Source organism: Shewanella sp. A22, from assembly GCF_053850585.1.
In genome coordinates, this window is record NZ_JBSQBN010000051.1 from 1 (window position 1) to 22,816 (window position 22,816).

17 protein-coding genes and 3 tRNA genes are annotated in these 22,816 nt (G+C 38.6%); 8 read left to right on the forward strand and 12 right to left on the reverse strand.

The window, feature by feature from the left end; all coding sequences use genetic code 11:
- Positions 1–507: 507 nt before the first annotated feature.
- Together ACWXWT_RS10860 and ACWXWT_RS10865 are read left to right on the forward strand one after the other, a co-directional pair.
- Positions 508–1,590, forward strand: a complete 1,083-nt coding sequence (locus tag ACWXWT_RS10860) for an efflux RND transporter periplasmic adaptor subunit (RefSeq protein ID WP_456041603.1) — start codon at positions 508–510, stop codon at positions 1,588–1,590.
- On the forward strand, positions 1,587–4,682 hold the full coding sequence (locus tag ACWXWT_RS10865; protein WP_456041604.1) for an efflux RND transporter permease subunit: 3,096 nt from the start codon (positions 1,587–1,589) through the stop codon (positions 4,680–4,682). The genes ACWXWT_RS10860 and ACWXWT_RS10865 overlap by 4 nt, the downstream gene beginning before the upstream one ends.
- Before the next feature lie 179 nt (positions 4,683–4,861).
- Here the strand turns inward: ACWXWT_RS10865 and ACWXWT_RS10870 are convergent, their stop codons facing one another.
- From ACWXWT_RS10870 to fadE, 3 genes are all read right to left on the reverse strand, one after another.
- Positions 4,862–6,850 (reverse strand): methyl-accepting chemotaxis protein, encoded by a 1,989-nt coding sequence (locus ACWXWT_RS10870; protein WP_456041605.1) that lies wholly within the window; start codon positions 6,848–6,850, stop codon positions 4,862–4,864.
- A 759-nt stretch (positions 6,851–7,609) separates the two neighbouring features.
- Positions 7,610–8,038 carry a PaaI family thioesterase gene (locus tag ACWXWT_RS10875; protein ID WP_456041606.1) on the reverse strand — a complete coding sequence of 143 codons (429 nt, stop codon included), beginning with the start codon at positions 8,036–8,038 and terminating at the stop codon, positions 7,610–7,612.
- 91 nt (positions 8,039–8,129) lie between these two features.
- Entirely contained in the window at positions 8,130–10,577 is a 2,448-nt protein-coding gene (fadE, locus tag ACWXWT_RS10880; protein ID WP_456041607.1) for an acyl-CoA dehydrogenase FadE, read from the reverse strand.
- A 255-nt stretch (positions 10,578–10,832) separates the two neighbouring features.
- Between fadE and ACWXWT_RS10885 the strand changes: the two genes are divergently transcribed.
- Complete coding sequence (locus ACWXWT_RS10885) at positions 10,833–11,609, forward strand: class II glutamine amidotransferase (RefSeq protein ID WP_456041608.1); 777 nt, start codon at positions 10,833–10,835, stop codon at positions 11,607–11,609.
- Here ACWXWT_RS10885 and ACWXWT_RS10890 read toward each other — a convergent pair.
- The 3 genes from ACWXWT_RS10890 to trhA form a co-directional block, all read right to left on the reverse strand.
- Positions 11,595–12,452, reverse strand: coding sequence for a DUF3108 domain-containing protein (locus ACWXWT_RS10890; RefSeq protein ID WP_456041609.1), 858 nt, complete (start codon positions 12,450–12,452; stop codon positions 11,595–11,597). The genes ACWXWT_RS10885 and ACWXWT_RS10890 overlap by 15 nt on opposite strands.
- 176 nt (positions 12,453–12,628) lie before the next feature.
- Positions 12,629–12,973 (reverse strand): MGMT family protein, encoded by a 345-nt coding sequence (locus ACWXWT_RS10895; protein ID WP_456041610.1) that lies wholly within the window; start codon positions 12,971–12,973, stop codon positions 12,629–12,631.
- A gap of 278 nt (positions 12,974–13,251) precedes the next feature.
- Positions 13,252–13,935: a PAQR family membrane homeostasis protein TrhA gene (gene trhA, locus ACWXWT_RS10900; protein ID WP_456041611.1), complete on the reverse strand. Its 684-nt coding sequence runs from the start codon at positions 13,933–13,935 to the stop codon at positions 13,252–13,254.
- 263 nt (positions 13,936–14,198) lie between these two features.
- Between trhA and ACWXWT_RS10905 the strand changes: the two genes are divergently transcribed.
- Positions 14,199–14,753, forward strand: a complete 555-nt coding sequence (locus ACWXWT_RS10905; RefSeq protein ID WP_456041612.1) for a hypothetical protein — start codon at positions 14,199–14,201, stop codon at positions 14,751–14,753.
- A 65-nt stretch (positions 14,754–14,818) separates the two neighbouring features.
- On the opposite strand, the gene rrtA is transcribed toward ACWXWT_RS10905, so the two are convergent.
- Both rrtA and queC read right to left on the reverse strand, forming a co-directional pair.
- Positions 14,819–15,442: a rhombosortase gene (gene rrtA / locus ACWXWT_RS10910; RefSeq protein WP_456041613.1), complete on the reverse strand. Its 624-nt coding sequence runs from the start codon at positions 15,440–15,442 to the stop codon at positions 14,819–14,821.
- A gap of 156 nt (positions 15,443–15,598) precedes the next feature.
- The gene (gene queC / locus ACWXWT_RS10915; protein WP_456041614.1) at positions 15,599–16,309 is read right to left on the reverse strand and encodes a 7-cyano-7-deazaguanine synthase QueC; all 711 of its coding nucleotides are present in this window, start codon (positions 16,307–16,309) and stop codon (positions 15,599–15,601) included.
- 211 nt (positions 16,310–16,520) lie between these two features.
- Between queC and queE the strand changes: the two genes are divergently transcribed.
- Positions 16,521–17,189 carry a 7-carboxy-7-deazaguanine synthase QueE gene (queE, locus tag ACWXWT_RS10920; RefSeq protein ID WP_456041615.1) on the forward strand — a complete coding sequence of 223 codons (669 nt, stop codon included), beginning with the start codon at positions 16,521–16,523 and terminating at the stop codon, positions 17,187–17,189.
- 73 nt (positions 17,190–17,262) lie between these two features.
- Here the strand turns inward: queE and ACWXWT_RS10925 are convergent, their stop codons facing one another.
- The 4 genes from ACWXWT_RS10925 to ACWXWT_RS10940 all read right to left on the reverse strand — a co-directional run bounded on the left by ACWXWT_RS10925 (position 17,263) and on the right by ACWXWT_RS10940 (position 18,887).
- On the reverse strand, positions 17,263–18,324 hold the full coding sequence (locus tag ACWXWT_RS10925; protein ID WP_456041616.1) for a PLP-dependent cysteine synthase family protein: 1,062 nt from the start codon (positions 18,322–18,324) through the stop codon (positions 17,263–17,265).
- 217 nt (positions 18,325–18,541) lie between these two features.
- Positions 18,542–18,626, reverse strand: a tRNA-Tyr gene (locus ACWXWT_RS10930).
- Positions 18,627–18,655: 29 nt separating this feature from the next.
- Positions 18,656–18,740 (reverse strand) — tRNA-Tyr (locus ACWXWT_RS10935).
- A 62-nt stretch (positions 18,741–18,802) separates the two neighbouring features.
- A tRNA-Tyr gene (locus ACWXWT_RS10940) sits at positions 18,803–18,887 on the reverse strand.
- A 125-nt stretch (positions 18,888–19,012) separates the two neighbouring features.
- Between ACWXWT_RS10940 and ACWXWT_RS10945 the strand changes: the two genes are divergently transcribed.
- The 3 genes from ACWXWT_RS10945 to ACWXWT_RS10955 all read left to right on the forward strand — a co-directional run bounded on the left by ACWXWT_RS10945 (position 19,013) and on the right by ACWXWT_RS10955 (position 22,814).
- On the forward strand, positions 19,013–19,510 hold the full coding sequence (locus ACWXWT_RS10945) for a VC2046/SO_2500 family protein (protein ID WP_456041617.1): 498 nt from the start codon (positions 19,013–19,015) through the stop codon (positions 19,508–19,510).
- Positions 19,511–19,952: 442 nt separating this feature from the next.
- On the forward strand, positions 19,953–20,240 hold the full coding sequence (locus ACWXWT_RS10950; RefSeq protein WP_456041618.1) for a DUF406 family protein: 288 nt from the start codon (positions 19,953–19,955) through the stop codon (positions 20,238–20,240).
- A gap of 336 nt (positions 20,241–20,576) precedes the next feature.
- A complete protein-coding gene (locus tag ACWXWT_RS10955; protein ID WP_456041619.1) occupies positions 20,577–22,814 on the forward strand; it encodes an EAL domain-containing protein in 2,238 nt (745 codons plus the stop codon).
- The last annotated feature ends 2 nt before the right edge of the window (positions 22,815–22,816 follow it).

Genomic DNA, 22,816 nt, shown 5'->3' on the forward strand with positions numbered 1-22,816 from the left:
AAACAATTTAAGTTAGAAGGCAAGCGAGAGAGGAGTTATCCACGCTGCTTAAAAGTCAGTAAAAACAAGTATCCGGTAGCAAAAAGAAAAAGTGCCGCTCACCTTAAGTGAACGGCATTACGCATTATGCGTCTCTTTTTTTATCCTTTTTTGGGGCTAATAATATGTCGCTAGTAAAATTTTTGAATGTATGTTCAGAAATTTAGAGATAATCAAAAATTAATTGACATGTTTGTACACGCTATTTGTCACAATATGTGTCAATAATTATGTGACCTTGTTGATTTTATATTCATAAATTGCATTAAACTAAGCGTTATGATTCTAAATATTAGATTAATATTCATTATTGTGCATAAATTGAGTTTTGATGTAGTTTATTTCAAATGTTCACTATTTGTAAGAAAAAGTAAAACGACTTGATGTGATCTGATAGCTAAGTACAATCATATTAATTAACAAATCATATATATAATGCATTTAACCTTTAATGGTTACGGACTCTCAATGAAAAAAATAATCATACTTTTGGCCTTAGTGTTAGCTTCGCTCTTGGCTTTTTATTTATTGTCGCCTAAAAAGGCAATGATTCAGCGTCCAAGACCGATCCCGAATGTCGTGGTCGCCAAAGCCGAAATTATGCCGATTCGAGATGAAGTAGAGGCTTTAGGTACTGGTAAGGCATATGAATCTATTATTGTGACATCCAAAGTGACTGAAATTGTCACTAGCATTAACTTTAACGACGGTGAACTGGTCGAAAAAGGTGCATTATTAGTCCAGTTAAGAAATGACGAACATAAAGCTAAAGTGGCGGTCACGGAAGTAAAACTTGAAGAGAATTTACGAGAACTTGCTCGGATCCGCTCATTGGTGACCAGTAAAACTATTGCAGAATTAGAGCGCGACCGTTTACAAAGCTTAATCGATACCACACGAGCAGAAGTCCAGCAGGCAAAAGCCGCGTTAGAAGACCGCGCAATCAAAGCACCATTTTCAGGTAAATTAGGCTTACGCCAAGTGAGTGTTGGCAGTTTAGTGAGCCCTGGGGAGCAAATAAGCACCTTAGATGATGTGAGTAAAATTAAACTGGATTTTTCTGTACCTGAACGTTTTATTCAAGAATTACAACAAGGTAAGTTAGTAGAAGCCCGAGCAGTTGCTTATCCAAATCGCGTTTTTAACGGCGTAGTGACATCGATCGATAGCCGTGTTAATCCTGCTACTCGTGCAGTCATTGTACGTGCTGTGATGCCTAATGATGATTACAGCCTATTGCCTGGTATGTTAATGAAAGTGAAATTAATTAAACAAAGCCGCGAGGCATTGTTACTGCCCGAATCTGCTATTATTCCTATTCAAAACAAGCACTTTGTTTATATTGTCAATTCAGACAATACTGTAGAGCAACAACAAGTTACCTTGGGTACCCGCACTCGTGGTTGGGTTGAAATATCTCAAGGTCTTCAAGTTGGGCAGCAAGTCATTATTCGCGGTATTTTGAAAGTTCGCCCAGGTGATGAAGTGAAAGTACAACAGGCTGAAAACTTTAAGTTTGTCCAAGTAGCAGGCATGGAGAAGTCAGCATGATATTAACTGACTTATCGGTTAAAAGACCGGTATTTGCTTCTGTTATTAGCATTTTGCTCATTGTGTTGGGCTTGGTGTCTTTTGGCAAATTACCACTGCGTGAATATCCCAATATTGATCCACCCGTTGTGTCAGTTGAGACCAGTTATCGTGGAGCCAGTGCGTCAGTGGTTGAAAGCCGGATCACCCAATTGATTGAAGATAAAATCAGTGGTGTAGAAGGTATTCGCCATATCAGCTCTTCGAGCAGTGATGGTCGCTCAAATGTGACGATTGAATTTGATATTAATCGCGATATCGAAGCCGCAACCAATGATGTCCGTGACAGAATTTCTGGACTATTGGAACAATTACCTGAAGAAGCAGATGCACCATCTATTTACAAAGCTAATGGTAGCGACGAAGTGATCATGTGGTTGAATTTGGTGTCAGATCAAATGGACATCTTGCAGCTTACCGATTATGCCAATCGTTATTTAGTTGATCGGTTTTCTGTTATTGATGGAGTATCAACACTTCGATTAGGTGGCGGTAAGGTGTATGCCTTACGCATTTGGATAGACCGTCAGGCGTTAGCTTCACGTAACTTAACCGTGTCCGACGTTGAAGCGGCCCTTCGTTCTGAAAATGTCGAACTTCCTGCCGGTTCAATTGAATCAAAAGAACGTCATTTCACCGTTCGACTCGATCGCGTTTTTAAAACGGCAGAAGATTTTTCACATTTGGTTATTACAGAAGGAGACGATGGTTATTTAGTCAAGCTCGGTGATGTGGCCAGAGTTGAAATCGGATCGGAAGAAGAGCGCATTGTTTTCAGAGGTAATAAAGAAGCCATGATTGGCTTAGGTGTTAGTAAGCAGTCAACGGCAAATACGCTTGAGGTAGCTCGTGCTGCCAATGCCTTAGTTGATAAACTTAACCCAACATTACCTGCTGGGATGGAAATTAAACGTTCTTACGACAGTTCGGTATTTATTGAAGCTTCGATTGATGAAGTGTATCAAACGTTGTTTATTGCAATGTTATTGGTCATTGTGGTGATTTACTTGTTTTTAGGGTCGGTCAGAGCAATGTTAATTCCGGCTATTACCGTGCCAGTATCATTGTTAGCGACGTTTATCGTGTTATATGCACTCGGGTACACTATTAATTTATTGACTCTGTTAGCGATGATCCTAGCAATTGGTATGGTCGTTGATGATGCCATAGTAATGCTTGAAAATATCCATAGAAGGATAGAAGAGGGTGACTCCCCTTTAAAAGCGGCGTATTTAGGTGCTCGAGAAGTCGCTTTTGCGGTGGTCGCGACTACGTTAGTGCTGGTTTCGGTATTTATGCCTATTACTTTTTTAGAGGGAGACCTAGGCAAATTATTTAAAGAGTTTGCCGTGACAATGAGTGCAGCAGTAATTTTTTCAAGTATTGTGGCATTAACGCTTACACCAATGATGTGCTCAAAGTTACTTAAGCCTGCAGAACAAGATCCTTGGCTGGTTAAACAAATTGATAAAATGATGAATACCTTGTCTGACTGGTATTTACTGAGCCTTAAAACAGGCATGAAACGTCCTGTTGTGGTGTCTTTGGTGGTATTAATCTCCTTTGTTTTTAGCGGATATTTACTGAATAACATCCCGCAAGAATTTGCTCCCCAAGAAGACCGTGGTTCGATGTTTTTAATGGTAAATGGCCCACAAGGGGCCAGTTTTGAATACATAGAAAAATACATGGATGAAGTGGAAGGGCGCTTGATGCCTATGGTCGACAGCGGCGAAATTAAGCGTTTATTAATCCGTGCACCAAGAGGGTTTGGGACCGCATCAGATTTTTCAAACGGTATGGCTATTATTGTGTTGGCAGATTGGGCTGAACGTCGTAGTGCCAATGAAATTATTGTCGACATTCGTAGCCGATTAGCTGATTTAGCAGGTATTAGGGCATTTCCTATTATGCGGCAAGCTTTTGGGCGTGGTGTGGGTAAGCCTGTTCAATTTGTGATTGGCGGGCCAAGTTATGAAGAACTTGCGCAGTGGCGCGATATCATGCTGGAGAAGGTAAAAGAAAATCATAAAATAATCGGTTTAGACCACGATTATCAAGAAACAAAACCGCAATTACGAGTGGTAATTGACCGTGACCGAGCCGCTGATTTAGGTGTTTCTATTGCCCATATTGGCAGAACACTAGAGTCAATGTTGGGTTCTCGTTTAGTGACTACTTTTATGCGCGATGGTGAAGAATATGACGTCATTGTTGAAGGTAACCGAGATAATCAGAATACAGCAACGGATATGGAAAACATCTATGTACGTTCAGATCGTTCACAAGAATTAATTCCATTATCAAACCTAGTGGCAATTGAAGAGTTTGCTGATGCCAGTTCGTTGAATCGCTACAATCGAATGCGTTCTATTACGTTAGAGGCTAACTTAGCTGCCGATTATAGCTTAGGTGAAGCTCTAGACTATTTGAACGATATTGCGGCGATGTATTTACCCGCCGAAGCCGTGATCAGTTACAAAGGTCCGTCCCTTGATTATCAAGAATCTGGCAGCTCAATGAATTTTGTATTTGTACTGGCATTAGGGATTGTATTTTTGGTCTTAGCAGCCCAGTTTGAGAGTTATATTCATCCAATGGTGATTATGTTAACGGTGCCGTTGGCAACCTTAGGTGCGCTTGTAGGGCTTTGGGTAACCGGACAGAGTATCAATATATACAGCCAGATAGGTATCATCATGCTGGTAGGTCTAGCGGCTAAAAATGGTATTTTAATTGTTGAGTTTTCAAATCAATTACGAGACCGTGGTGTCGAATTTCAACAAGCCATTTTACAGGCCTCAACACAGCGCTTAAGGCCCATTCTTATGACCGGTATTACCACTGCTGCAGGTGCCATTCCGTTGGTGATGGCGTCTGGCGCAGGAGCTGAAACACGCTTTGTTATTGGGGTAGTGGTATTGTCAGGAATTCTGCTGGCGACATTCTTTACTTTAATCGTCATTCCGGTAGCGTATAGTCTGTTTGCCCGTAATAGCAGTTCACCAGAAACGGTCGCGAAACAGCTTGAAGCAGAATTACAGCAAGACTAAATTTGTTGTTTAATTGTTTAACATACCAGTCAGCCTTTGACTGGTATGTTAGATGCTAACCGATGTAAAACAAAATATGGTATTAAATTAAAGCCATGTTGCGATTATTAACCGAACATATTGTCGCATTCAGTTGTTTACCTTGGGTCTACCACTCAAAGGATCAATAACCGGCAAAACTAGCTGGAAAGTTGTTCCAGCATTTGCATATTCTTATTGATACTACTTATTTGTCGTTCAATTTCCTTCACTCTATCTAAACCTAAATCGGCAGTTTTTGCGGATGCTTCAGATGCTTCACGTAAACTAATAATGGCACCTTTTAACGTCTCTATTGTATGGTCACTTTCTTCCATGGATGTTCCAAGTTTGATAGAACATTGGGTTATTTGCGAAACGGCATCATTCATAATCGAAAACTTACTTTCAGTTTCACTTAAACTTTCATTTACTGAGTTAGCAAGAGAGCGGACTTCATCGGCAACTACGGCAAAACCCCGGCCAGCTTCTCCGGCTCTGGCGGCTTCAATAGCAGCGTTTAATGCCAATAGATTAGTGTTATTAGACAATGATCCAATAGTATCTAATACTTTAGACACGTCTGACACACTTTGTTGAATTTCATTTACACTCGAGGTAAGTTCTGTTGACAATGTACTCAGCACTTCTTGTGATTGAACAAACACACCAATGCCATCATCAACTGAACACATATATTGATGTGATTCGTTAATGCTGCGAGAAATAGAGGCAAAACTATCCATTGAGGCTTTAACCACGTCATTATAACCGTCATATTCTTCAATAATTGCTTGCCGTAAGTCAGCAATTTTTTCAGATTTTTTTTGTTTTACTTGAGAATAATAGGATAGGGTACTAACGAGATTATGAGTGAAATCGTCAAATGAAGCTTGTGAAGACTCGCCTTTAAAAATAAATAATCCTGTTAGTGTTTGGTTTTGGTGTAAATTGTGTGAAACTTCTCCAAATGTTGAGAAACCAGATATTGACGAACCATCGAAACAATTTACCTCTTTAAGAGAAGGCCCATTGTTTAATCGGCGTAAAATACAATCATTAGCAATGGACGTTATAAGTTTGCGGCCATTGAGAAACTTTGCGTAATCTTGATTTAATTTAGTAGTGAAGTTTGAACTTTTAACAAGATGTAGTGTTTCACCCAAATTTAAGTCACAGTAAAATGTTACTTGTTTTGCGATTAAATCAAGTGACATAATCGATCGTATAAATAACCTGCCTTTCATTTCAATTGCAAACGAATAGCCCGATAATGATGATTCAAGTCTTTCTGGTGCACATTTAAAGTGTGCGCATAATGCGTCTATTGGATTTTCTAGTAGCAATCCTTGCTTACTGATAAATGATGTTATCGTCCTTGTTTCTGGAGAGCAGCTACCAATATCGAAGCTGATACCTGTTTTTTCAAAGTTATGCGTGGAGAAAATATCATAATGGTATTCTGGTGCGAGTTTACAATAAATGCTAACGGCCTTATCGGAAACAATTTTACCATCAATACAAATTTGTGATTGTTTAAAATCTAATGCGCCTCCGGCACTACCACCAATCATTGATGTTAGCGGAACCTGTGCGGTGACAAATGCCTCAAGAAAAAATGATTCACTCGTTGTTAAACCAGGAAAATATTGAAGAATAAAAGTATCAGCTGGAGACACCTTTATAGTAGGTTTGATGCTAGCTTCAATTGAAGAACGCATTTTTGATGTGCGCTCCTCTATATTCATGTTCACTTTGCCTTCCATTAAATCCTTGCAGTGCATATCAACGGTAAAAGCATTAGTACTTGAAATAATACTCTTACTAAAGAAATGTAACATGATGGACTTAGTATCAACGAGATTGTATAAATCTCCCTCTCCTGATTCACTGCCAAAAAGTCCGGCTGTTTGTAGCAAAAGAGTACGCTCTGCTAATGTTAACTTGTTTGCTAATGCTGAGCTGATTTTATTAAAATCCAGTTCTGGTGAAATGTAACCGATAACTAATGAAATCTCATCGTCCGAAAACAAGGCCGAAAAGTCGACACTATCCAGCTTATTTAAGGGTATTTTTTTTATCACTGACGCTGGCGGCGCTGATGTATTGTTTTTATTATTGCCGAACGAAAAGAATTTTTTGATATTCATGTAGGCCTCAAATTTGTGTGTATGGGCACAACTTGCGCCGATAAGTACTAAGTGCATAGCAGCGCCGGTTGTTACAAAAAAACATAGTTTATTACTGGCGTTAATTCCACTTAAGAAAGTGTATTTCAATTAAGGTAAAGCTTGAATTACACAGAAATTTGGCTTTAAAGTTCAGTTAGATACCCAATAGCGCGATGTAAACTCATATTATGACTTTAATGGGTTGATAAAGGTTTTTATCATATTCAGTGTTATGTAGTTCAGTATGTATACATACATGATTATTTACTTTCTTTACAAATATGTTACGAATTTGACGTTACTTAAACGCTGTACGGTTTGCAATGTATTTAAGCATAAAAAGAACTGCAATATGATCCTTATCAAAAACATGGATACTACAACTCATTAAAACAAATGATTAGGTGCTTCAAAAAAGAAAAATTCTAATAAATGCATATTGTCTTTAACATTTAAAAAATGGACATATCTATTGGCATTGACACAAATATTGAGGCAAACCGCATATATAATGATGCAGTAAGTAACATTATGATAAATAACTGATTGAGTGGAAGAGCAAACCAAGGTATATATTAATCAGCTCATTTTTTGATTGTTTTACAACTTATTGCCGTTTATATCTTATTAATTCAGTGTATCTACAAGTCAACATTCAACTCAAATAACGGTGGAAATTTTTAAAGAAAAAGTGTCATGTTAATTCATTATCATGACACTCATATATAAGTGACGATATTAACCTCTTAAAATCAAACACGAAGCCGTTGCGGTTGCTAATAATTTACCATCTTCAGTGGTTAATGATCCTTCAGAAATACCTAAAGATTTGGATAAGTTCATTAAGTTTCCTTTGGCGATTAAACGCTGATTTTGTGGGACAGGACGAACCATTTTAACGTTTAAATCAATGGTTGAATAACTCACTCCAGCTGGCAGGGCTGAATGAACAGCGCAGGCCGTTACTGTATCCATAACCGTTGCAGCAAAGCCTCCGTGCACACCGCCCATCGGATTGAGATGACGTTCATCGGCATGGGCTTCAAAAGTGACTTTGCTTTCACTCACCTCAATAGCTTTCATCGGTATTGTTTGTGTAATCGAAGGGGCAGGGAAATCGCCATTTAACATGGCTTGCATTAGTTGTAATCCGCTTAAGTGTTTCATTATTGTCCTTCCAACATCATTAGACTGTAGAGATAAAAAAGGGTAAAGCTTGCGCTTTACCCTTTTTAGTTAGGCTAATAAGCCTGAACAGCTAGGCTGCTTTTTCTTGCTTTGCTTTAGGTGCAAGTTGCGCACGAAGCTCATCGGTATCGAAATCATCAACGTTAATTGATTTTAAGCGGCCGATTTCTGCACGTTCAAGTAAAGCAATTTCGCTGTCGCTTAACACACCAAGCGCTTTACCTTCTGAGGCAACTTTGTCTAACCACATAAATGGCAGACGTTTACCTGCAGCTTTACAAACTTTGTCATATAACGGTTCTGCTGCAAGGATATCTTTAAACGTTTGTTCTTGAATACCAACAGCATTAAACTCAGATGGTGTCCAGAACTGGCCTTTACCTAAACGGTCACGGCTGGCACAAGGTGTTTGCATTATCTTGGCTACTTTGTGATCCAATACATCGCTAGGGCGTTTAATTGGACGACCAAATGGGAAGATAACAGCACGTAGTGCAATACCTAAACCTAAAGGGAAGTTGTTAAGTAGATCATCTAATGAATCTTGTAGTTTGTACAACGAATCTTCAACAGCCCATTGCACTAAAGGTAAATCTTCAGTTAAACGGCCATCATCTTCATAACGCTTTAACGTTGCTGAAGTTAGGTACAGTTGACTTAATAAATCACCTAATCGTGCAGAAATACGTTCTTTACGTTTTAGGTTGCCACCTAATGTTGCCATCGCTAAGTCAGACAATAATGCTAAGTTTGCACTGAAACGGTTCATCTGTTGATAGTAACGCTTGGTCTTGTCTGAACAAGGGCTATTGGTGAAATAAGATGAAGTTAAGCCCATCCAAAAACTACGTATGAAGTTTGAGGTGGCAAAACCAATGTGACCGAAAATAGCAGCGTCAAAGTTGTCTAAACCACGATTAGCATCAGTATCAAATGCAGATTCCATTTCGGCCAAAACATATGGATGACAACGGATTGCGCCTTGACCATAGATGATCATTGAACGGGTTAGAATGTTGGCACCTTCAACCGTAATTGCAATCGGTGCAGCTTGATAACCGCGGCCTAAATAGTTATTTGGACCAAGACAAACACCTTTACCACCGTGAATGTCCATTGCATCGATAACACATTTTTGCATTCTGTCGGTTAAGTGGTATTTAACAATAGCTGAGATAACTGAAGGTTTTTCCCCTAAATCAATCGCCGTTGTGGTTAATGTTGCGACAGCATCCATTAAGTATGCGTTACCGCCAATACGTGCCATTGGCTCTTCGATGCCTTCTAACTTACCGATAGGTAATTTAAACTGACGACGAATACGTGCATACGCACCCGTTGCAACAGCTGCTGTTTTAACACCACCAGCTGAATTTGACGGTAGAGTAATACCACGGCCTACAGATAAACACTCAACCAACATTCTCCAGCCTTGGCCGGCCATTTCTGGACCACCAATGATGAAGCTTAAGGGGACAAACACTTCGTTACCGCGCGTTGGACCATTTTGGAACATACAGTTAAGTGGGAAGTGACGACGGCCAGTTTCTACACCTGGTATGTCAGTAGGGATAAGCGCACAAGTAATGCCTAGCTCTTCTTTATCACCCAATAAATGTTCTGGGTCACGCAATTTAAATGCAAGACCTAGCACGGTAGCAACGGGAGCAAGTGTAATATAACGTTTGTTCCATGTTAGCTTCATACCAAGTACTTCTTCGCCTTGGAATTCACCTTTACATACCACACCAAAATCGGGAATAGAACCGGCATCGCTACCTGCTTCTGGGCTTGTAAGTGCAAAACAAGGCACTTCTAAACCCTGAGCTAAGCGCGGTAGATAGTGGTCTTGCTGATCTTTAGTACCATAATGTTGTAGTAGCTCACCAGGTCCTAATGAGTTAGGCACACCTACGGTTGAAGCGAGTTCACTACTTAAGCCTGCGAGTTTTTGTAACACGCAAGATTGTGCATATGCAGAATATTCTAAACCGCCGTATTTTTTCTTAATAATCATCGCGAAGAAGCCATGATCTTTTAAGAACTGCCAAACATCCTGTGGCAAGTCGCCTAGTACATGAGACACTTGGTGTTGATTAAGCATTTTACACACTTCTTCAACTGGACCATCTAAGAAGGCTTGTTCATCTGCGGTTAAACGTGCTTTTGGGTAATTATGAAGTTTGCTCCAGTTAGGGTTACCAGCAAATAAATCTGCTTCCCACCATGTTGTGCCCGCTTCAATGGCTTCTTTTTCTGTTGAAGACATTTCAGGCATGATGCCGCGATAAACTTTAAGCAGTGGACGACTGATAAAATTCTGTCTGAATGATTTAATGTTTAGTGGAAGTGCAATAACAAGGAATACTATCCATGCAATTACACCAATAATGTCCATTGTGCTACCGACGACTAATACAATTGCAGCAGCAATCGTTGTCGATAATAGCGATACTCTTAAGTATGCCATGGCGCCGAGCACAAAGATCATCGCGATGATCCAAAGTAGGGTGGTCACTGTACTTCTCCTTAAAGCTATTTATAGGCAAAATAACTTATTTATTGTTGATCTTATTCACAAGAAAGATCGTGGTCAGACCTGTGTCACATAAAATTAACCTTATGCAGCCTCGAATACAAGTATTTTTCAAACAATTGTTTAAATAATTGTGTGTATGAATTATTCCACTTAATAACCATAGTCGATACAATACGTTCAACTTAGTAAATTAGGTCAAATTTGCTTAATTTTACACCACTAAAGGCAAGCTAAATGTGTGAATTACTGGCGATGAGTGCCAATGTGCCAACAGATATTGTGTTCAGTTTTACTGGCTTAGCAGAGCGAGGAGGAGTGACAGGCCCCCATGTTGACGGTTGGGGAATTACTTTTTATGAAGGCAAGGGAAATCGTACCTTTAAGGATGCTTGTCCAAGCAGCAAGTCGTATATAGCTGAGCTTATTAAGTCATATCCGATTAAAAGTGAAATTGTGATCAGCCATATTCGTCAAGCTAATAGAGGTTGTGTATCACTGGTAAATACTCACCCGTTTAGTCGGGAGTTATGGGGGCGATATTGGACGTATGCGCATAATGGCCAATTAACCGGTTATCTCGATAAATTTAAGGTGTCGCGTTTTCAGCCTGTTGGCGACACAGACAGCGAATTGGCCTTTTGTTGGATTTTAGAATCGGTTGTAAAACAATTTGGCGAGCAAGAACCAGACGACCTAGAGACGGTGTTCGACTATATCGCAGGGTTAGCAGATGAAATACGCCAACTAGGGGTATTTAATATGTTGTTGAGTAACGGAGTTGACTTGATGGCTTATTGTACTAACAATTTATGCCATATTACACGTCGTGCTCCGTTTGGAAAAGCAACACTCATTGACACTGATGTTGTGATTGATTTTAGTAAAGAAACCACACCTAATGATGTAGTGACTGTTATTGCGACTAGACCATTAACCCATAATGAAAATTGGGTTGTGTTAAAAACAGGTGAATGGAAACTGTTTAGAAAAGGTGAATTAATCCGCAGCTAATTGCTTAATTGTGTCCAATTCTGATTCCGTGATATTTGCATCATTTTCAGCTTCTGCGGTCAACTTATTCAGATCTGCTGAACCTTCAGGTATTGGACCATCGATAAGCACTGGTGTCATAGGCGGTAATGGTTTCTCAAATTGGTAGCTAGCTAGCTGAATATCCAGTTGCTTGCTGCCTTTAGAAAAGTGGCTTAATCGAACGGGTAGATAGGCTAAATCAGGCGCCATCCAGAAAAATGTTTGTCGTTTAGTGCTATCTCTAACGACTTCAATTTTAACGGTTTGGTAAGTGCCGCTGTCCAGAATAACCTGTTCTTTACCTAAAACTCTAAATTGATAGTTATCGACTTCTTTTTCTTTCACCATTTTATAATCTAAAGGCCTAATATTGGCTGCAAGATCCATCCTAAACTGCAACTGAACCATTAGAGGATCAAACACTTTGTCTTCATAGGGCAGCTTTAAAGCATCTTGCTTATATATGGTGTGAATAAATTTCTGTGCTTTGGCAAAAGCTGTCTGCTCAGTGTAATCACTGCCTGTGCCAGTACGTTCATGAATATATCTAAACGGCACCAATTTACCATTTTCTAGGGTAAATTCACTTTTAAGATGACGTTGGTCTGATAGCACGAATAAGCTTACGTCACTGTCAAAATGGTAACGATAAAAACCACTATCAGTAGCTGGTAAGCGATAATTTGCTACACCTAATTCTATGCTGCCATAAAAGACTTTGTATTGAGCTGTATGGGCCGTGAGAGGCGATAAAATAGCAGCTTGTTCAATCGCAGTTATTGGTGTAGTTGGATTAACTCGCTGATGTTGATCTGTAATCATTGTGGTTTCCGACAATGACAATTGAGCTGTGGACTCACCATCTGAAGGCAGCTTTTTTATGTTATCTGCTTGAGCATATATCGTCGGACTGATGCACAAGATTAAAGTGAATAAGCGTGTTAATGTATTGAACAATGTATCGTTACCTTTATGTTAAGAATTGAAATAGCCTTAGTTTAAAAGGGTAATGTCATCACTAAGGTGGCTAGATCGGGTTTCCATTGATATTGAGACAACGAAATCTTGCCTGCGTTCACTGTTATCCCTTCTAATCTTAGTAATTCTTGTTGTGTTTGGAAAGGTTCGGTATGTTTTGTAAATGAAATTTTACCTTGGCTATTAATTACCCTGTGCCATGGTAATGCAAGCATTGTAGGGGCTAATTTCAATGCTCTTGATACATATCTCGCTCTACCCGGTAGGCCCGCAAAATCAGCTACTTTGCCATAAGTTAGCACAGTACCATGAGGAATAAGGTTAACGATAAACCATATTCGTTCCCTGGGGGTAAGTTTAGTCATGGGTGTCCAAATATTTGTTGAATCATTTATTCGCAACAGATAATAGAAAAACTGCAGTCACAGTACAACCACAATGTTATTGAAAAGGGATGTTGTTTTAGGAAGAGTTGATTTTTTGTGGTTGATATATACGGTCGGACAACTCAAGGCTGAAGTTGGCGGTCAGTTGTCAGTCATTTATTTTATTAAGTGACATAACGGATTTAGGTCTTATCTGTGGGTAGTATAACTGCTTAAGAAAATAGAGCGTGACAAGTATCGAGCGTAGACTAGAGAGTCTATAGCACGGTTAGATAAATACACAAAAAGTGACTGAATGCGCCACCCAGTACAAATATGTGCCAGATAGCATGGTTGAAAGGAATACGTTTGCCAACATAAAAAATAACCCCTAGGCTGTAGAATAATCCGCCGGCTAACAGTAAACCTAATCCTAAATCAGTCATTTGATTTTTTAAATCACTTATCACAGTGACACAAAGCCAACCCATCACTAAATATAACACGACACTAAAGGCCTTAAAGCGCCCAATAAACAACGTTTTAAATATGATTCCACCTAACGCTAAGCACCAAATTGCAATCAGTACCGTTGTGGCTTGGATACTTTGCAAACTAATCAACATCATTGGTGTGTAGGTGCCAGCAATTAAGGTATAAATGGCACAGTGATCAGCCATTTTATATCGCTTACGCCACAGGGGACTTTTACTAGAGTGATACAAGGTTGAAGATAGGAACAATGCGATGATGCTAATTCCATAAATTGTTACACCAGACATTTGAAGCAAAGACAAATTATCGGGTGCTTTTATTAACATCAAAATTAAACCAACAATGCCTGCAATCACTCCCAATGCATGTGAAAGGGCATTGGCTTTTTCTTCAGCATGGCCATAATCTGAACCTGATCTAACGACAACCGATTCTTTAGGTGCCAAAGTGTTTGATGATGAATTCATAATATCCTTTCAATAATACTGTTTGGATTTAGAGCCAAACTAGTTTATCAGCCTCAAATCAAAATAGATACATTTAAGTGTACACGTGTAAGCTGAATTTGCTTGTTGATAAAATCAAAGATGAAGCATTATATCAACCAAGCACAGTAAAATTTATTCATCTTATAATGGTATTAACCGCATGTATAAAAGGCTATCCTGTGAGGGTGTTGAGGTGATAATTTATGGAATGGATATAAGTGTCTTTTTAGGTGAAAAATTACATGAATGAGAAAAACCAACAGTTGAATACCAATAAAATATCAAGTTCCCACCATAAAGGCTTATCAACAACAGAAAGTCCATTGCAAGGTATTGATAATAAGATTGACTTTAATAATGCAATAATACCATTTATTCAAACCGAAGAGATTGTTGAAGAAAAAGAGTTACAAGAACATCAACAAAATGTTGCTAAAGAGATACAGCTACAACTTATAAGTCCGCTGAGTTCAGACAATAACAATGAGACAAAACTATCCTGCAGGAATCATTTTTTACAAAGGTTCATAGGGACACTAACAAGCAGTCATTATATATTGATAATGGTATTAACCGTACACGTGTTTATTATTGCTATTGCGCTATTGTATGGCAGGTTTGATATCAGCGGAATGACAAATGTGCCCGTGGCTCAGAGCAATACAAAGCCTTTACCACCACTAAAGAGTTATGTTATCAGCCAAGAGGAATACGACAAATTAGTTGAACGTTCGCAAGTCAAACAGAATGCTCAATCTGTTGAGCTACTTAAATCAGAGACAGAGTCTAAGCCCTAGCGCACAACAAAATAAGTCTTAAATAACGGTATATTTATCATCAACTGACAAAAAGCATATTGATTTTAGCGTTGTGATGTTAAGTACTTGACTATGGGCAACCAGCAAACTGCACATAAAATACCATTCACCAAGCCGACTAAGTGAGATTCTGTGGCGACTCGTGCATTGATAAGTTGCGTAATGCTATCACTGGCACCAAAATATTGCTCATAGACAACTTTTAATATGACTCCAATTACTAATAAATAACCAGAACGATATCCTCTTCGAATATCCATTATTGCACCAAAAACAAATAATCCATGTAATAAACCGCTTAAACCCACGTAAGATTGTAGACTAGGATAAAAAATATAAAGACCTACACCTTCCATTAAGCATAAGATAATGAAAAGCATTGTTAATTTACCTGAATGGACTTTGTAATGTACCTCGTGTAGAAAAACGATTGTCCACAAACCGGCTAAATTCATTAACAAGTGCCATGAATTAGTATGTAACAAATTGCCAGTGATTAACCGCCATACCTGTCCAGAAGCTATTTGGTCATAGCGATAAGCTAAATATTGATCTACCGGAATAAAGGCCACCGTCTGGATGTCTAGAATAAACAGTGAGATGCAGAGTAAACTAACTACAACCAAAAAATTATAGGGTCCAGTTGTATTGGAATAATGAGTTGTCAAAGTTGCCTCTACAGGTCATTGTTATTGCATATATAAAATCAATTCTTAGTGAAAGTGGCCATTCGAGTTATAGGCAAATTATTAATTAATTGACAGTTTATGTAAAATACTAAAGCGGGTTTAGTTGTCACAACATATAGCCGTTACAACGTAAGTTTATGACGTTTTATTGTTTAGCGATGCCATAACAGATGTTTTATTCTGCAAGTAATCATCAAGTCCGCGTTGACGTAATACACAAGCAGGGCAATCGCCACAACCCTTGCCAATAATACCGTTATAACAGGTTAAGGTTCGATGTTGCACTAATGCTAACTGTTGATATTTATCTGCTAACGCCCATGTTTCTGCTTTGTTTAACCACATTAGCGGGGTAATTATCTTGAGTGGTTTATCCATTCCCAATGCCAATGATGTTTGCATTGATTGTACGAATTCATTTCGACAGTCAGGGTAACCAGAAAAATCCGTTTCACACACACCGGTTATAATGGCATCACAACCAAGTTGATAAGCATAAATACCAGCCAAGGTCAGAAATAAGATATTCCGTCCAGGCACAAAAGTATTGGGTAACCCATTGTCCATTAATTCATGTGATACAGGAATTGAGTCTCGTGTTAATGCAGAAATTGCGAGTTCATTTAGCAATGTGGTGTCCATTACTTTATGACTGGCTAATTTAAGTTGTTGGGCTAACGATTTTGCAACGTCAATTTCTTCACGGTGGCGCTGACCATAATCAAACGTAATTCCATGAACTTGATCAAATTGCGACAAAGCTTGAATTAGACAGGTTGTTGAATCTTGACCACCGCTGAAAACAACAAGGGCTTTAGTCAAGATTTTTGGTTTGGTATCAGACATGGATATACTCATTAACGAACTGAACTAACTGGTAAGATCGGTATGATCAACGCTAAGTGGTTCAAGACAATATGAATGATATTTTACCTAAGGTAACCTCAACTGCAAAGTGATAGGCGCAAATACTTGCAGCTTACAGAGAAATACACTATAAATGCCGCCCTGTTGTCAGTCTGGTAGTGATAACCGACGTTAAAAAGTAAGGTAAACGATGAAATATCCAGTTAACGAAGTATTTGAAACTATACAAGGTGAGGGCGCATTTACAGGTGTTCCGGCACTTTTCGTTCGCTTGCAGGGGTGTCCTGTCGGATGTGCATGGTGTGATACTAAGCAAACTTGGGATGTATTAATTGAAAACAAAGTCAGTGCTGAGCAAGTTATTCAAGTTGATGGCACGATTGGTCGCTGGGCAAACCATACCGGCAAAACGTTAATCAACGCCTTTATTGAAAAAAACTTTACAGCCAAACACATAGTGCTAACCGGTGGTGAACCTTGTTTATATGATCTTACTGAGTTAACAAACGATTTTATTGACGCTGGTTATCAAATCCAAATTGAAACCAGTGGCACATTTGAAGTGAAATGCCATCCTGATGTGTGGGTCACGGTATCACCTAAAATCAATATGAAGGGAGGCTATAGGGTACTTGAGCAAGCTTTAAACCGTGCCAATGAAATTAAGCATCCAATAGCCACCAATCATCATATAGATGAGTTAGATGAATTATTAACTGGAATAGATATCAGTAATAAAACCATTTGTTTGCAACCTATTAGCCAAAAAGCACGGGCGACTGAATTAGCCATGAAAGTTTGTATTGAACGAAATTGGCGGTTATCTATTCAGACGCATAAATATCTTAATATTGATTAATATATGCCGTTATTGCTAATTTTCTGCAACAAAATACTCAATGCCGTTGCTGTATCAACGGCATTGTTATTGATTAGTTCAATAAACCTGTTGTGTTAAATGCCAGTAGCTTATCTTGATAGAATTTAACACAACCGATATTATTTTTAATCCATTCTGGGTCGTAATAGGTATCTAAATAACGATCACCAGAATCACAAATCAAGGTCACAATTGAGCCTTTTTGCCCTGTTTGTTGCATGCTAGTTGCGAGTAATAATGCACCGTATAAATTGGTACCTGTTGAGGCGCCAGTTTTACGACCAAGAAGTTGCTCTAGCCACTGAATTGTTGCAACCGAGGCTGCATCTGGAATTTTCATCATACTGTCAACGACACCTGCAATAAAAGATGGCTCGACTCTTGGACGGCCAATGCCCTCAATTTTACTGTTTGTTTCACAAACAATATTGGCATCACCATTATGAAAGTAATCATAAAATACCGAGTTTTCAGGATCGACAACACATAATTGAGTTGTTTGCTGCTGAAAACGGATATATCGGCCTATTGTGGCACTCGTACCACCTGTACCTGGACTCATCACAATCCAACTTGGCACTGGATATGGCTCTTTTTCCATCTGATTGAAAATAGAATCTGCAATATTGTTATTACCTCGCCAATCCGTCGCACGCTCAGCATAAGTAAACTGATCAATATAATGACCGTTTAATTCATTAGCTAATCGAGCCGATTCTGGATACATCTGACTACCGTTATCAACATAATGACATTGACCACCGTAAAACTCGATTTGCTGAATTTTCTTTTTTGCAGTGGTTTTTGGCATTACGGCTATAAAAGGTAAGCCGAGTAAGCGAGCGAAGTAAGCTTCGGATACCGCGGTACTGCCTGAAGATGATTCAATGATTGGGGTGTCTTGTTTTATCCAACCATTACATAGTGCATATAGAAATAATGAGCGTGCTAAGCGGTGCTTTAAACTGCCCGTGGGGTGGGTACTTTCATCTTTTAAATATATGTCCACACCATCAAGCTGTGGTAAATCTAGTTTAATTAGGTGTGTATCTGCAGAACGTTGATAGTCTGCTTCAATTTTTGCGATGGCCTGATTGACCCAAGATGTTGGCATGAGACTAACTCGTTATTCCAAATGAATATATATAATAACGAAAATAAATAATGAAAAATAGTGTTAAATCAACATAAGTGCTTGATAAGTTTTAATAGGTTTTATTTTTGCGCGGCATGAAAGTCATTAACAGGTATTAATACGGATGAGATAAGGATAAAGCAATAGTGATTTAGAAATAATAAAATAGATAGGGCATATAGACGGAGATGTAAAATGGTGGAGGGAGAAGGATTCGAACCTTCGAAGGCTGAGCCGTCAGATTTACAGTCTGATCCCTTTGGCCACTCGGGAACCCCTCCACAGCAAGAAAAGTATCAATTAAAAAAGATGGTGGAGGGAGAAGGATTCGAACCTTCGAAGGCTGAGCCGTCAGATTTACAGTCTGATCCCTTTGGCCACTCGGGAACCCCTCCACATATTTCTTTTTCTACTTTCTTTTTTACATTTTAACTCTTTACACATATAACAAGGCAAATGGTGGAGGGAGAAGGATTCGAACCTTCGAAGGCTGAGCCGTCAGATTTACAGTCTGATCCCTTTGGCCACTCGGGAACCCCTCCTCAATTGCGGCCGCCATAGTAGTCAGAAACCTTTTATATGTAAAGTGTAAAATTGAATATATTGCTAAAGTTTATAACTGTTTGGTCGATAAAATAGCATCGAGCAGTAGTTATGATGTTTTTATATGCAAATTGAATCAACTTTAGTCAATGAGTTACAAATAGGGAACCGATTAAACGTTGCGATTGAGCACAATCGTCGCGGTGAATTTGGTTTGCTATTAGCTATGCTGTCAGTTGATGCTCGTGATATGGCTCAATTTCAATTAGATAATGATATCGAAAGTACTCAAAAACTGCGTAAGCAGTTCTCGTTACCTAACCCCCAATTACTTGTCGACGATATTTCTGTTCATCCCGATACCACCGACAATGCAGATATTTTTCGGCTGCACGGTGCACGGCAGTTTCAACTTCAACAAGCTTTAACACCGGAAGCCCTAGTTATTAGGGGGGCACAACCTGATTCAATGGTAGAAGTACTGAGTAACTGCGATTATCTAACAAAAAGTAAAGCGATCAATGCATATAAACAGCACACTCCTATAGAAGACATGCATTTTCTTGATCAGTTGAGTACCCAACGGAAAATTTCTAATACTTTATCAATACAATCAGCTTAGACTCGTTTTGACCAGTTAACATCGAGACAAAAATAGTGAGCTTTATTAAGAACTGCAGAGCTTTGCAGGTTAATTTTGTTAGTGATAAAAACGTGTTAATCGAGGCGAGTTGATTACTGCCTAGCAATCTAAGCAAATATCACTTTGAAAAGTTTCACTCAATAAAGAGTAACGCGTTTTTAGCCGAACATTTCGGGCAGCGTTTGTTGGTCAGTATTGCTGCGTTATCGGCTTTTAATGTAGGAGAACTACACCACAAAGCCTCTGTCTTGTAGCTCATATTTAAGTAATGACCAACAATTCGCTGCAAAAATAACCTTGAAAGATTAATAGGCCCTAGATTGGTCGAATATTTTACGTAATTGTGAGCATTGCTAGTAAAAGCTCCCCTAAACTGAGTTATATTTGCAATTCAAGCTAACGTTCATGACGGAGTAAACTAATGATTAAACAAATTAAACAGCAACAAAGTAACGTCAGTGACAGTTGTGCTGAGTGTGGTAGTTATGTTGATATTGGTGCTGTTGTTGAGGCTGAAGATACTTTATTAGTACTAAATTTTGTTGGCGATGATGCATCGATTCAAGCGAAAACAATAGAACAGGCTGCACTACAACGTTTTAACGATACCAAAACTGAGATCATCGAGGCGGATGAAACGATTACTTTGAAGCTTGATTTTGCATTTAGTGTCGAGAAAATGATTTTTCAACTTGAAAATCAACTTTAATTATCGTTATTGTTTGTTTAGCGAAAGATATGTCATATGTCTGTTGTTAAACAGTTTTTATGCAAAAAGATTTACGAATCTGCAATCCAATTAAACCGTAACAATATATTACGAAAGGATTGCTGTTTGAGAGTATCGCGTGTAATCTGATTTACTTAATCAAGGGTATAGTTGGTTTTACTAATGTAAAATAGTGTATACCTTTAATGCGAGTTTCGCTCCCAATGTATTACCCTAATATTTGACTTTTGTTCTAAAAACAGTACTAAAAATAACAATTGAACTGAACCAATATTGTCAAAGAGTTAGGGGAATGAAGCCATTTTCGGGATTTAAATGAATCGACAAGAGCAACAGCACCTGTTGGAATTAATAGTAAATTCCAGTGCTAAGCAACAGGGTGACTTTACAAAAACCTCTGAGTTGGTGTGCCAACTATTGCATGATTATTTTTCTGCATCATTTGTTTCAGTTTGGACTTTAGATGACAAAGATATAGGCGACGCAAAAGTTGTAAATAATGATTTTGTTTGTGAACAAACTTTAGTGGCAAGTAAAACTAGCGACAATCTAATTCATTTCTCACATATGCGACAAATGACGATTGAGTCGGCTTATTTTGATGAATTACGTTCCCACCGGTATATTTTATCCACCGACACACCTCACATTGATCTTGTTGAAGCGTTTTCTGATTATTATAAACATCATAATATTCTAACAAGCACTGATATCGCCATTAGGATAAATGGCCATATAGAAGGGGTTCTTTCTATTGAAAGTTGTGAAGAAGTGCACTGGACCACATCTGATATTCAGTTTGCTATTCAATGTGCTGACCAATTAGCACTCACCTTATCTACCCGTTATACCTATGACAGCAACGAGCAAATTTATCTGTTACGAAATGCCACAGAGCAATCTGAACATGTGGTTATGCTCGTCAATACTGACAGTCGTATTATTGAGTATGTTAATAGTGCTCACGAAAAAATGACCGGTTTACCTCGATCTTCAGTAGAACATAATAGTGCATTATGCCTTGATTTTTTTAAGGAAAAACCTCAACGGCTTGATCATATTATTGATAAATTACACAATAACGAAACGGTGAAAGGTGACCTTAAGCTTGAACGAAGCAATGGAAGTGAATATTGGCTAAATTATCATATTACCCCATTCGTGACAGAACAAGGCAAACATTATGCTTTAGTGTCTAGTTATGACAATTCGGCAGAATATTTACACAAAGCAGAATTAGAACGTTTGGCATGGCATTGTCCATTGACCGGATTACATAACCGCATTCACTTTACGCCTATTTTAGATCGCGCGACAGAAGGCATACTAATCCTAGTTGATTTATTAGGTTTCAAACGTTTTAATGACACCCATGGTCATGAACATGGCGACAGTTTACTCATTGAAACAGCAAGACGATTAAAGCATTTTGCCTATGCTGCAAACGCAATTGATGTTGCTAGAATAGGCAGTGATGAATTTGCAATGTTGTTGCCTGCCAATTCTTCAGTAACCGATTTAGAACAGATGATCGGTCGACTGTATATGAATTTAGCGGCATCATCTGTGATATCCCGTGAGAGAATAGAGCCCAAACCCGCAATTGCGGCTGTAGATATCAAATCAGTAATCGGGTTATTTAGCCCTTTATCTTGTGCTGATATCACGCTACAACATGCTAAGAAAAAAACAGATATTCATTATCAGATTTTCAACGAAAACCTCCTCGATACCTTTACCACTAATGCAGAAATAGAACGTGATTTACAACACGCCATTCGTGGTCGTGAGTTTGAACTTTATTATCAACCTTTAATGGATTTACAAAGTAATCAATACATAGGTGCAGAGGCGCTAATTCGTTGGCATCACCCTAAAAAAGGCGTGTTATATCCTGGTGCGTTTATCGAGATTGCGGAACAAAGTGGCATGATCAATCAAATTGGGGAGTGGGTGCTAGAAACCGCCTGTAAGCAACTCAATTTATGGCAACATAAAAACGTTAATATTGCGATGCATGTAAACGTAGCAGCAAGACAATTTTTTAGTGGTAATCTTTATGAACAAGTGTGGCGTTTAGTGACTCGTTATCGCATTAAACCAAAAACGTTAATATTAGAAATCACAGAAACTGAATTAATGGGTGATATTCGCTATGCCATTAATTTATGCCATGAACTTGCAGAGTTAGGTGTCGGACTCGCGATTGATGACTTTGGGACGGGTTACAGTTCAATGAAGTATTTGAAACAGTTTCCAATATCGAAATTAAAAATTGATCGCTCGTTTATTATGGATATTTCATCAAGCCGCGAAAGTCGTGAGATTGTTAGTGCCATTATTGCAATGGCTAAAGCGCTAAATATTTCATTAACAGCTGAAGGTGTTGAAACGAAAGAACAAGAAGAGTTTTTAACCATGAGTGCATGTCACCATGCGCAAGGATATTTATATAGCCCGGCAATTCGGGTAAATGATTTTGCTTTGTTTATTAATGCGCATGAGCAAAAAATGACTAAATTTGAACAACCATTAATCGTTAATAATCATTAACT